The following is a 12,715-nucleotide window of genomic DNA, read 5'->3' as shown; positions in this document are numbered from 1 at the left end:
ATGACAGCACCCATTAGTTTTCATACGGCCGAACAATCCGTCTTTCAATCAGCATTTTTAGAAGTGCTGGCTGATGAGATTGCTCAGCAGGACGATTTGGAAAAGTCAGTTTTTGACGCGGCCGGGCTGGGGCTTAAGGCAGAGGACGACACCATGCAAACCCTGGCCAACGTGCTAGACCCGCATGCCAAAGGTGGCGGCGATCTGTTTAGCACGATGGGCGTTTGTGTGCAGCATACGCTCGATTTGGCGAAGGCCAAGGCATTGGGGCGGGATGATGAAGTTGAACGGCTCCAAAACATCCTCACGGCCAGCCTGTGTGATGCCATCAACTGGGCAAAGATTGCCTCCGTGGCGGCTGGCTACTACAAGCTCAGCGGCAACAAACCCGTCTACCGCAAGCCCGCCCGCCGCGAGGATTTTGTTTACCCTCTGCCAGAGGGCAAGGGTGAAACGCTAACAATTGGACTGATTGCCGATTGGGGGTCTGGCGAGCGGGTGGCGGAGCTGGTTTTTGAAGAGATGTGCCTGCACAAACCAGACGTGGTGATCCATTTGGGCGATGTCTATTACTCCGGCACAGGCAAAGAGCAAGCCGAAAACTTCACCAACATCGTCAATCGCATTCGTGAAGATTACCCGTGTGTGCTCTACAATTTGCCCGGCAACCACGATTATTATGCGGGCGGCGCGGCTTTTTACGATGAGCTGGCTCGCCTGAACCAGCCGCCCGCCGCCCCAGCGGGCACGCCGCAGCAGGAAGCCAGCTTCTTCTGTTTGCGAAACGATCATTGGCAAATTCATGGGCTAGACACTGGCTACCACGATCACGACTACTTCAAACATGCCGTTGATAACGCTCGACTGGTGCTTCAAGACATTGGCGCGGATCATGAAACGCATCTAACGGATGAAGAGCTGGCCTGGCATCTGGACAAGCTGGAAAATCGAGGGGATCGTCGGGTGATTTTCCTGTCGCATCACCAACTTTTTTCTGCATATCTCAAGGTTGGTAAGGATTACATTAACCAACATTTGCAAGAACAGTTTGCCGATGCTCTGAAAACCAGAATGATTGACGCCTGGTTTTGGGGGCATGAACATGTTTTGCAGGTGTATGCCGATCAATTTGGGTTGGCGAAGGGACGGTGCGTGGGGTACGGGGCGTTTCCTATTCTTGCCCAAGAAAACCCCTACGAAGTTGAAGAAAAAACCGGTGTAAAACTGTACGACAAAGATGTTGAACCGGGTCAACGGATCGAACTCGTGGCGGATGAGCGATCTGGGGTTTATGAGCATGGGTACGTGATTTTGAAGCTGAAACCGCCAAACCAACCATCCGAAGCAATTTATTACACGGTGCCTGGGGATGGCAGTGAGGCCATCAGCACCGAAATTTTCCGCGAAACATTATAAAAAGAGAGGGAAACTGATGGCGGGTAAAAGTGCAAAATTTATGTCGGCGTTGCACAGCAACATATCTGAACGCTTTAATTTTGAAGAAGTGCGATCGCTATGCTTTGAATTGAATATTGATTTTGATAATGTTCCCGGCAACACAAAATCGGCGTTCATCAGAAATTTAATTGTTTCGTTGGCAAGGGAGGGGCGGCTGCAAGAACTGGTAAATCTTGTCAGGGAAAAGCGATCTTTTATCAATTGGCAAGATGTGCCTGCCAATTTCCAACTGCCAAAAGACATCGCTCAGGAAGATATTCAGCAGGTTGTCAATTATCATGTGTACAGCGGTGATGTAGTGCATGGCGACAAGGTGGCGGGTGATAAGGTCGGTGGTGACAAAATCAGTGTGGGCAATATTGACAATGCCGAAGGGCTTGCCATTGGCCGAGGTTCTTCGGCAAGTGTGAATAAGGGGGAAGCACCTACGGAACGGCCGTCCACCATCAGCAACCTCACCGTGCAAGAAGCGGTAGATGAGTTAAAAGATTACCTAGATTTTGCTTCCAGGAAACAAAAAGAGGTTGCTGACGAATTAACCAAGGGCATGAACCTCATCCTCAATTTGGCAGCGCAACAGCCAGTGGACACGCTGCATTTGAAGCTGCTCTGCCTGGGGCAGCAGCAGCTTGCTCAAGAAATAGGCGGCTCTGTACATGGACTTGATGAGGTGGTGGCGCAGTTTGTAACGGCCGTTCAGCAACAATAATCGCTTTCTACCCAATTTTTGCACAGTAGAATCGTTCCAGTCCGTTTTTCATAGAAAGGAAGTAGCAGCATGTCAGAAACTGAGCAAACCAGTGGCGACCATATTGAAATTGGCGACATTAAAAATGGCAAAGCGATAGCGATTGGGCGCGGCGCAACGGCCGTTTACCAGGGACTCACCGTCGAAGAAGTGGCAGCACTCGTTGTTGAGCTGAAAAATAAGGACCAGCCGACGGTGTGGAACGGCCGTATCCCCTACCTCGGCCTTAGTGCTTACCAGGAAGCCGACGCCCGCTACTTTTTTGGCCGCGAAAGTTTGGTGGCAGAACTGCTCCAGCGGGTGCAGGAGGCCAGCTTCATCACCATTGCGGGGCCATCCGGCAGCGGCAAATCGTCGGTGGCGCGTGCCGGTTTGTTCCACGCGCTGCGCCAGGGGGAGGCGATTGAAAACAGCGACCGCTGGCTCTTGGCGACGATGCAGCCGAAAGGCGATCCCTTTGGGCAGTTGGCCACGGCCATGGAAAAAGCGACAAAAGCAACGGCCGTTGGCGACGCCCTTCAGCCCAAAGATGATGAATACCCAACGGCCGAAACCTTACTGCGTCAGGTTGCGATGTATTTGGAGGATGGGAACGGCCGTTGCCTGCTGCTGGTAGACCAATTTGAGGAGCTATTTACCCAAACCAAAAGCACCGAACAGCGTCAAGCCTTCATTGACCTGCTCACCCACGCCTCCCAAGCGCCAGAAAGCCCCCTCACTATCATCATCTCCCTGCGCTCCGATTTTGTCTCTAACTGCGCCGGCCACGAGAAGCTGCGTGCGCTGATGAGCCAGCAATTCCAGCTAGTGGGTGCAATGGCCCCGCGCGATTTGACTAAAGCAATTACCCTGCCCGCTCTGCAAGTGGGTGCCGACATTGATGACAAACTGGTTTCCCGAATCATTGCCGACATGAAAGGCTCCCCCGATGCGCTGCCACTGATGAGCTTTGCCCTGCGTGACCTGTTTGAAGTGGAGAAAACAAAAAAGGGCGAGCCGATGGATTTGACCCTGCCCGAATATGTGCAGCGGGGCGGGCTGGAAAAAGCACTGGAAGAACACGCCAACAAAGTGTTTGACAACTTCACAGACGACCAAAAAGAGATTGCCAAAAACATCTTCTCTAAGCTGATTGAGGTGGGGCAAGGGCGCGTAGACACCCGCCGCACCGCCACTTTTGCCGAACTGATCCCCGCCGGCAGCAGCGCCGAGGTAGTGACCCAAGTGCTAGCTAACCTGGCTGATATGCGCCTGGTAACCACCAGCGATTTAGCCGTGGTGGAAGGGGAAGCTGTGACGACCAGCGACCAGGACAGCACGGTGACGATTGCTCATGAAAAAATGATTGACGCCTGGCCCTGGTTGCGTGCCCTAGTAGATGAAAACCGCGACCTCATTGCCTTACAAAACCAGATTAACAACGACGCCCAAGCATGGGCTAAAGATCACGATGCCGGGTTTTTGTATCGCGGTCGTCGCCTTCTACAGATAGAAGAAAAACTTGAGATAATAAAATCGTCTCTTGGTTCTATTTCGGTCGAGTTTGTTCAGACCAGCTTAGATCATAGAGAGCAGGAACAACAAAAAGCACAAGCTAGCCGTAAGCGCGAGGAAGATCTAAAAAGTCAAAAACGAATTGGCCGCATTCTCGGATGGGCGATAGTGATTAGTGGGATTTTGCTTATCATTTCAGTTAATTCCACTTTTCAAGCAGTAAGGACGCAAGCGGAAATTAGGCAATTAAAGGAGGTGGTTCAATCTAACCAATTAGCAGAATTAGCGCGTGTTGAAGCAAGAAATGATCCTATAAAAGCATTATTGATTGCAGTAGCAGGATTTCGTCTAAACCGTCAACCAAACACACATTATTCAATAGCAATAACTTTACAAACACCTTTTCCAACATATCCAACAACAATATTGTACAGTCATGAAGGTATGGTCAATTCGGCGACGTTTAGCCTCGACGGGGAGCAGTTCGTGACCGCGAGTGATGACGGGACAGCACGGGTCTGGGATACGGAGGGTAACGAACTCGCGGTGCTCAGAGGGCATGAAGGTGCGGTCAGTTCTGCAGAGTTTAGCTCGAATGGGGAGCAGATTGTGACAGCGAGTGGTGATGGGACAGCGCAGGTGTGGGATGCGGCAGGTAATGAGCTAGCAATACTGAACGGGCATACAGATTGGGTGTGGTCAGCGACATTTAGCCCAGATGGGGAGCGAATTGTGACGGCTAGTGAAGATGGGACGGCACGAGTGTGGGACGTAACAGGTAATGAGCTAGCAATACTGGACAGGCATACAGATTGGGTGTGGTCAGCAACATTCAGCTCAGATGGGGAGCGAATTGTGACAGCCAGCATAGACGGGACGGCACGAGTGTGGGACGTGACAGGTAATGAACTGGCAGTGCTGAATGGGCATACGGATGCGGTGAGGTTAGCTATATTTAGCCCAGATGGGGAGCGAATTGTGACGACTAGCATAGACGGGACAGCGCGGGTGTGGGACACATCAGGGAGCGAACTGGCGGTGCTAAGTGGTCATGCAGATTGGATATGGTCAGCGACATTTAGCCCAGATGGGGAGCGAATTGTGACGACAAACCTTAATAATGGGACGGTGCTGGTATGGGATGTAGCAGGGGATGAGCTGGCAATACTGGACGGGCATACAGATTGGGTGTGGTCAGCAACATTCAGCTCAGATGGGGAGCGAATTGTGACGGCCAGCATAGACGGGACGGCGCGAGTGTGGGACGTGACAGGTAATGAACTGGCAGTACTGAATGGGCATAAAGATGCAGTCTGGTCAGCGACATTTAACCCAGATGGAGAGAGGATTGTGACTACAGGTGCCGATGAGACGGTACGGGTGTGGCCCGGTTATTCGGTGAAATACATCGTAAATGAATCATATCGGCGCATTCAGCGTGATTTCACCGATGAAGAATGCCAACAATATTTTCGGGATGATTTAGACGCTTGTCCCCGCAGCAAACGGGAGCTTTTTGAGCCGTTGTTTGAATATCTCACCCTCGAACAGCAGGCGGACTGGCAAAGTTTAGAGGAGTAAGCTCACAGCAGCAAGATGAGCTGGGTGAGGTTGGTGACGCGGTGGACGTTTTGGGGCAGGGGATTGAGGCGCTGCTGCTCGTAGCGGTCTATCCAGATGCCGCCCGCGTAGCCGCCGGGCTGTACGGCCGCTTTGGCATCTACCTCTAAATTATCCCCCACGTACAAACAGTTGGCTGGTTTTTGGCGCAGCTTGCTCGCTGCTCGCTGGAAGATCGTTTTGCGGGGCTTGTGTATGCCCACTTCCTCGCTAATCGTGATTTGGTTTTGGGGGATGATCTCCCCCAAAAGCTCGTGAATCGTGGCGCGAACCGAGGAGGAGTGGTTGGAGAGGATGCCCAGCTTCAGGTTTCGCTCTTTCAAGGCATGTAGGGTGGGCAGCACATCATCAAACAAAAAGTGGGGCAGCAAGCCGTAGCCTGCATACACGTCGTAGGCAAAGTCGTAGCTGTCGTCGGAGTGGTTGAGGCGGCGCAGCAGCTCCCGGTACAGCCGGATGATCTCCCGCTTTTTTTGTGGCCGCAGCGATCCGGTCAGCTTGCCGCTGGCAATATCTGCCGCCAGCGACGCCCGTGCAGCCATTACGTCCGCCTCGGTGCAAACAACGCCATATTTTTGGAACAACGTGGTGGTGCGAGCCACATGGGAAACGTGCAGCCCCAGTGAGTATGCTAATGTGAAGTCCCAATCAAAGAGAACGGCCGTTACCGCCCCCACCTGCCGTGCGTTCTGCGATGAACTCATACGTTACCCTTGCCTGAATGTAATCTATCATGGCTCGTCATTGTACTTTTTTGGACAAGGGGATGGCGTGAAGGTCACATCAAAACTGGCCTGGCTGCTTGTTTGGGCAGGAAATTGCTCTCATTTTCACGCAAAATTTGGGGGCTGGGCATAAATTGGGCCAATTGTGGCAGAAAACTGCTTACGGTGTGGGCGTAGGCGATGCTGTCGCTGTGGGGGTGGCGGTTTCGGTGGCAACGGCCGTTCCCGTTGGCGTACTTGTGCTTTCTGTGGTGGGGGTGGCGGTTCCGGTTGGTTCCTCAGTCGGCGTGGCCGTGGGCGTGTTTGTGGGCGTCGCGGTCGGTGTCGCTGTCGGAGTAGGTGTTGGCGTGGGTTCCAGCAGGGTCACCACCACGCGCTCTTCGGCAATGGCGCGATCTTCCTCTGGCGTGCTGGGATTGTCCGGGCCAAACAGCAGCACCCGGATCGTTAGCGGGCCAGAATAGCTCAGTGAGGATGTGTCCCAACTGGCCAGGAGCCCATTTTCTACGCTCAAACCTTGCTGCTCCTGCACCATGCCCCAGCCGCCGGGCTCGTTGCCAAAGCCATACTCCACCTGGTAGCCGCCAAAGCCCGGCGCACTCACCGAGCCGCGAATTTCCACCGTATCAATAATCTCGCTGCCCGCCGCTGGTTGGCTAATAGTGATCTGCGGACGAGGTGTGTTTTCATCGCACGATTGGGTTGGCGGCAGGCGCAGCGGCACGGCGATGTTGCGACTGTTGGCCCACGCTTGCCCAGCGGCCGTATCCTCTAACCAATCCTGCGCCACCGTTTCCTCACGCGCTTCCACGGTTTCGCCACCGCTCACCAGCAGCGTGAAGAAGCTGGCCTGGTACACATTCTCGGTGCAAAAATCGTTAGCCTGCAGGCCAGTCCATTGGTCTAGCTGCACCGCCTGAATAAAATCTTGCTCGCTGCTCAGCGGCGGCTGGTCTTCAGCAAATCGCTCAATGCGGCGGTCGGTACAGTCGTTGCCGGGGCGCGTGCCGGAATCGCTGCAAATCTCGATGTCCACCACGCTGGACGGCCGTACAAAATCCACCGGTTGCTTATTGGCCAAAAATTGCGCCATGAAGCTGTTCCAGATGGGCGACGCCACCCGCGTACCGGACTGCCCCTCGCCGATGGGTTCGTTATTGGTGTTGCCCACCCAAACGGCCGTCACCACCTCCGGCGTGTAGCCAATCGTCCAGCCGTCACGCACATCGAATTGGTCGGTGCCAGAGGTGCCCGTTTTGGCCGCAACCCGATGGCCGGGAATAACCAGCGTGTTGTTCGTGCCAAATTCCGGCTGGCGGGCGCTGTTGTCAGACAAAATATCGCTCAATAAAAAAGCATGTTCCGGGCGAACCACCTGAGTGATTGCTGGATCGGGGGCTGGTTCCTGGAACAAAATATCGCCCGCACTGTTTTCGATGCGGCGAATGGTGAATGGCGCAACAAAGTTGCCCTGATTGGCCAGCGTGCCAAAGGCTCCAGCCATCTCCAACGGGCTAATTTCGCCGCCGCCCAACGAGAGTGCCAGGCCGTAGTTGCGCGGCGCACCCTGCTCTACGCAGCCAGGGTCTTGCAGCGACGTCAGCCCAATTTTTTGCACGTTATCAATAAAATTGCATACGCCCACGAACTCCAACGCCTTCACCGCTGGAATGTTGTAGGAGTTGCCTAGAGACGGCCGTAACCGCAGCGGCCCATGAAATTCATTGTCGTAATTCTTCGGTTCGTAAGGTGGATTGGTGCCGTTGGGAAACGATGTGGGCACGTCCCAAATCAGCGTGGCGGGCGTCCAGCCCTGCTCCATCGCCGAGAGGTATACAAACGGTTTGATGGTTGAGCCTGGCTGACGTGGGGCTAGTGCCATGTTCACCTGGCCGCTAATTTCTTCATCGTCAAAATCTACGCTGCCCACCAAGGCCAAAATCTCCCCGGTAGACGGTTCTAGCACCACCATGGCCGCATTGTTGGCACCAGCGGCGTTGATGTTGGGGCGGGCATTGGCCAGCGTGGTTTCGGCTAGCTGCTGGGCTGTGGGGTCCAGCGTGGTGTGAATTCGCAAGCCACCGCGATAAATATTTTGCGCTCCTAACATCTCTTCCGCCTGTTGTAGCACCGTCACCGAAAAGTGCGGATAGGTAATCTCCCGCACGGGCGGCGTCATGTCGAAGATGAAGGCGTTGGTTTCATTCAGCGCGGCCTGCGCTTCGGCGGTAGAAATGTAGCCTTCGGAGGCCATCAAGGTAAGCACTTCCGATTGGCGACCCAGCGCCAACTGGGGTGCGGTGTACGGATCCCAACTGGCGGGGGATTGAGGCAGCCCGGCCAGCAAAGAGGCTTCCGCCAGCGTTAAATCTGCTGCCGATTTGTCAAAATAGGTCTCGGCTGCGGCTTCGATGCCATAGGCCAAATTGCCGTAATAAATTTCGTTCAGGTAAATTTCCAGGATGGTGTCTTTGTCGTAGGTGTTGTACATCTCGGCGGCAAGAATAATTTCGCGCACTTTGCGGCGGAAGGTGCGCTCGGTGCGTTCATCTTCTTCCAAGAGTGTAGCGCGAACCACCTGCTGCGTAATCGTGCTGGCCCCGGAGACCACTTCCCCTTCCTGTGCCGCCTGCCAGATGGCGCGGGCGATGGCAATCGTGTCAAAGCCAAAATTGTCGTAAAAGCGGGAATCCTCTGTGGCGATGGTCGCCTGGATTAGGTGATCTGAGATTTGCGCCAGCGGCACGCGGGTGCGGTTGCCCACGTTAGGATCGGCCAGAGAGAGCAGTTCATTGCCGTTGCGGTCGTAAATACGCGCCGTCTCAAAGGTGCTAACACGATTTTCTAGCTCGGTCACGGGGGGCAAATCGCTGGCGATGACCCGGTAGCCAATGGCTAATCCCGCAGCGGTGAGCGCTAGCGCCACCACGCCCAGCATTAGGCTGATCACCACGCCTCGAATGAGGCAGCTACCCCAGTTGCGGCGTCCGGGGGCATGCCGTTTGGGGCGCGGTTTGGGTTCGCGTTGGGGCATGACAACCTGCCCGGTGGGTTGCCCTTGCTGGCGACGGGGTTGCTGTTGGGGTTTTGGTCTCAGCCTGGCTCCCTGGTCTGGCCGACGGTTTGGTCGTTGCTCGCGGCGCGGTTGGGGGCGCGTGGGTGCTTCACGCACCGGGCGCACGACGGTGTGAGCGTCGGTTTCGTCAGTTGCTTCGATTTCGTCAAGTGGTCTGGCTGTCTCTGGCTCTTCGCGCTGGTAAATTTGGGTGGGTTGCTCAGAAAGCGGCCGTTCCGGTGCGGGAATGGCTAAATCGGGCGACACCTCGGTGGCGTCGGGGTCTTCCACAGGTGGCCGTTCGATGGGGCGCAGCTTGGATGGCGTAAGCGGCAACGGGGCAGGTTTGGGTCGCGCTGGCTGAATGGCCGGCAAGTCGCCGGTCTCTTCATCATCTGAGCCGGGTAGGCCAATGGTGAGGGTTTGCTCGTCATCGGAGGGTTCGGTAGGGGCGTCGTTGGAAGCGGCCGTTTCTACTTCTTGTTCATCAATTTTGGGATCTTCTGCCTGTACGGGTTTGGGGCGTGGAGCCAGCTCTGGCCGCAGCACGATGGTTTCTGGCGTTTCTTCATCGCCAGCCTCTTCCATCAAATCAAACAGCGACACCGTGCCAAATGCTTCATCCTCATCTGGCAGGGATGCTGGTTTGGGGGTTTCTTCGTCGGGATCGTTTGGGGGTAACGGCCGTTCTTGTTCGTCACTCATCTGTTTTTGATTCAAAGTAGCTGATGAGCAATTGCTCCCACTCATCTATGTATGATTTGTATTTTTCTGACGTGTAGTGAGCCACGAATGCGTTTCCTTTTGAGCTTAGCCCAACATATTCATAGCTCACTTCTACCAGCGTCTGCTTGCTGCTTATTTCCGTGCAATCTACAGTAATGATAGCCACCTTATCTTCTGGTTCAACCTTATAAAATTGCACAAGATGTGATTCAGGCTCAAACTTTTTTACGAGCCAAATCGCCTTTGTTGAGGCATAGTCATGAGCTTCGGTCAGGAAAATATAATCTTCATGGAGTTCTGTGCCTTCCATAACTTGTTCATAATCCCAACCAGGCACCCAAAGCTTTTCCCCTTCAGCACTAAACAGCGGAAAGAGAACATCAATATTCTGATTGATTTGAAATGTGTGCGAATGCTTGATTGTGCTCACTAGTAACCTGCAAAGTTAACTATTCCGGCTTTTGATCAACATGACCCAATCGCCACGCTGCACTGCTTTACCATGTTGATTATAAACGGCGTACTTCATGTTTATGTTCCCGCCGCCCAAGCGCGGCAACGCTTTTATCTCCGTAATTTTTAATTCGACATGTACCGTGTCGCCAATAAAAACGGGCAGGCTGAACTTGGCAGTTTGCTCACGGAAGGCAAGTACCGTCCCTTCAATGATGCCAGACTGCACAGCCAGGCCTGTGGCGATGGATTGCACCAACATGCCGTGTGCCACACGCTGCCCGAATGTATCTTTGGCCGCGTATTCGGCATCGGTATGAATCTGGTTATAGTCACCCGTCAGCCCGGCAAAACGGACAATGTCTGTTTCGGTGATGGTGCGTGCGGCCGTTACTAGCTGCTGCCCCACTTCAAATTGTTCAAAATAGCTTCCCCGTGGTTGGTAGGTGAGTTTGGACATTCAGTACTCCGTTTGGTGTTCCAGTGTTCAGGTTTTCAAGTGAGTGGGCGGAAAGTTACCTTGAGCACCTGAACACATTTTTTACGATTCGTTTAACGCGGCCAGCTTCTCCGCTTCGTCGGCGACGGTAAGGGCATCAATAAATTGGTCAATGTCGCCATCCATGACGGCGGGCAGGTTGTAGCTACTGAGGCCAATGCGGTGGTCGGTGACGCGCCCCTGTGGATAGTTGTAGGTACGGATTTTTTCGCTGCGGTCGCCCGTGCCAATTTGTGATTTACGGTCGGCGGCCACGGCCGTATTTTGCTTTTCTTGCTCAATTTCTTGTAACCGGGCTTGAATAATGGCGATACCCAACTGTTTGTTTTGGGTCAGGCTGCGCTCTGACTGTATTTTGACAAACATGCCTGTAGGAATATGTACGACGCGAGCGGCCGTTGCATTCTTTTGCATATGTTGCCCACCCGGCCCGGAGGAAAAGGTGGCCGTAATCTCCAAATCCTTGGGATCGATGGTGATGTCCACCTCGTCCATTTCTGGCATCACGGCCACAGTTGCCGTGCTGGTATGGATGCGCCCCTGCGATTCTGTTTGCGGTACGCGCTGTACCCGGTGAACGCCACTTTCATACTTGAAGCGTGAGTAAGCCCCCTTGCCTTTTACTGAAAAGATGACTTCTTTGTAACCACCCACCCCGGTTGCATTCTCTTCCAAAATGGTAGGCTTCCATTTGCGGCCTTCAGCGTAGCGCATATACATTCGCAGCAGGTCGGCAGCAAAAATGCCCGCTTCATCGCCCCCTGCCCCGGCGCGAATTTCTACAAAGACATTGCGCTCGTCACGGGGGTCTTTGGGCACCAGCAGGCGGCGCATTTCGCCATCCAACGATTCTAGGCGGGCTTCTAAATCTTTAACCTCTTCTGCTGCCAGCGCTGCCATTTCACCCTCTTCCAGTTCGACCAATTCGCGGGCGTCTGCCAATTCTTGCTTTACCCGCTCATGCTCGCGGTACGCTTCCACCAGCGCCTGCAAATCGGAGCGTTCTTGTGCTAGCTCAGTGAGCTTTACGTGGTCGGCCAACACGGCCGGGTCGGTCATTTGTCGTTCAATTTCGTCGTAGCGGGTGACGACTTGTTTGATTTTGTCTAGCATAATTCAAGTGTATAACATATTGTTGTGCGGGCAACAAACCCTGTCGTAAAAGTGTCGCCAAGCTGTCGTAGACAGTGCATCTATTTTTCAAATATACTTTGCTTGGTTTTGTGTAAATGGTAACTAAAAGATTGCCAATGGTTCATAAGGTAGGAGTTACGCACTTACCTTCACCAGACTACAAAAGTCTTGGAGCTAATGATTTGAATTCCAGAGAGAGAAAGACTTTTGTACTCTTTACTGCGTAACTCCTAAAGGAAAAGTGAATGAGAATTGATTCAGGTAAGGTAAAAAGGTTGCGCTCTGAGAAAAATTGGTCTCAAGAGCAATTGAGTGAGGCTTGCGGATTGAGCCTTCGAACGGTTCAGCGTTTAGAAAGTAATAGTAAAGCATCCATTGAATCGGTTCGCGCTTTGGCCGACGCTTTTGAGATTGGCCCAAATGATCTGATTGTGAATGAGGATGAGGAAAAGATGACGCCACTGGATGCTGTGAAAGCTGGCTTTGTTAATTTTGCTAACTTTTCTGATGGCGCGACTCGATTTGAGTATTGGTGGTTTTTTCTATTTGCCTTGCTGGTAACGGCCGTTGCTACCACCCTCCACCCAAACGCCTATCAAATCGTAGCGCTGATCCTCTTAGTGCCCTTCATTGCCGTTGGCACCAGAAGGCTAAATGATATTGGCAGAAGTGGGTGGTGGCAATTACTATTTTTGGTTCCTTTTGGGCAAATTGTTATCTTTTATCTGCTAGCTCAAGAAAGCAGAGTGAGTGTTAGTCAGACAGGTGGGGGACGTTTTATTGCATGAGTTGACAGTCACCTT

Annotated in this window: 9 protein-coding genes; 4 read left to right on the top strand and 5 right to left on the bottom strand. The window is 53.3% G+C overall.

From position 1 onward, the window contains the following. The 3 genes from ACOQPM_RS09760 to ACOQPM_RS09750 all read left to right on the top strand — a co-directional run bounded on the left by ACOQPM_RS09760 (position 1) and on the right by ACOQPM_RS09750 (position 5,281). Complete coding sequence (locus ACOQPM_RS09760; protein WP_420629066.1) at positions 1-1,416, top strand: metallophosphoesterase family protein; 1,416 nt, start codon at positions 1-3, stop codon at positions 1,414-1,416. A 16-nt stretch (positions 1,417-1,432) separates the two neighbouring features. Beyond that, complete coding sequence (locus tag ACOQPM_RS09755) at positions 1,433-2,167, top strand: hypothetical protein (protein WP_420629065.1); 735 nt, start codon at positions 1,433-1,435, stop codon at positions 2,165-2,167. A 69-nt stretch (positions 2,168-2,236) separates the two neighbouring features. Beyond that, positions 2,237-5,281 (top strand): NACHT and WD repeat domain-containing protein, encoded by a 3,045-nt coding sequence (locus ACOQPM_RS09750; RefSeq protein ID WP_420629064.1) that lies wholly within the window; start codon positions 2,237-2,239, stop codon positions 5,279-5,281. Between the two features lie 2 nt (positions 5,282-5,283). On the opposite strand, the gene ACOQPM_RS09745 is transcribed toward ACOQPM_RS09750, so the two are convergent. The 5 genes from ACOQPM_RS09745 to prfA form a co-directional block, all read right to left on the bottom strand. After that, on the bottom strand, positions 5,284-6,024 hold the full coding sequence (locus ACOQPM_RS09745; RefSeq protein ID WP_420629063.1) for an HAD family hydrolase: 741 nt from the start codon (positions 6,022-6,024) through the stop codon (positions 5,284-5,286). Positions 6,025-6,205: 181 nt separating this feature from the next. Beyond that, positions 6,206-9,805: a PBP1A family penicillin-binding protein gene (locus ACOQPM_RS09740; RefSeq protein ID WP_420629062.1), complete on the bottom strand. Its 3,600-nt coding sequence runs from the start codon at positions 9,803-9,805 to the stop codon at positions 6,206-6,208. After that, a complete protein-coding gene (locus ACOQPM_RS09735; protein ID WP_420629061.1) occupies positions 9,798-10,256 on the bottom strand; it encodes a hypothetical protein in 459 nt (152 codons plus the stop codon). The genes ACOQPM_RS09740 and ACOQPM_RS09735 overlap by 8 nt, the downstream gene beginning before the upstream one ends. A 15-nt stretch (positions 10,257-10,271) precedes the next feature. After that, positions 10,272-10,739, bottom strand: a complete 468-nt coding sequence (locus ACOQPM_RS09730) for a MaoC/PaaZ C-terminal domain-containing protein (protein ID WP_420629060.1) — start codon at positions 10,737-10,739, stop codon at positions 10,272-10,274. A gap of 81 nt (positions 10,740-10,820) precedes the next feature. Then, a complete protein-coding gene (gene prfA, locus ACOQPM_RS09725) occupies positions 10,821-11,891 on the bottom strand; it encodes a peptide chain release factor 1 (protein WP_420629059.1) in 1,071 nt (356 codons plus the stop codon). Positions 11,892-12,157: 266 nt separating this feature from the next. Between prfA and ACOQPM_RS09720 the strand changes: the two genes are divergently transcribed. After that, complete coding sequence (locus ACOQPM_RS09720) at positions 12,158-12,700, top strand: DUF805 domain-containing protein (RefSeq protein ID WP_420629058.1); 543 nt, start codon at positions 12,158-12,160, stop codon at positions 12,698-12,700. Positions 12,701-12,715: the final 15 nt, after the last annotated feature.

This window comes from Candidatus Leptofilum sp., from assembly GCF_965223525.1.
Taxonomy (GTDB): domain Bacteria; phylum Chloroflexota; class Anaerolineae; order Promineifilales; family Promineifilaceae; genus Leptofilum.
The sequence above is the reverse complement of the archived record's forward strand: the minus strand, read 5'-3'. Positions and strand labels throughout refer to the sequence as shown.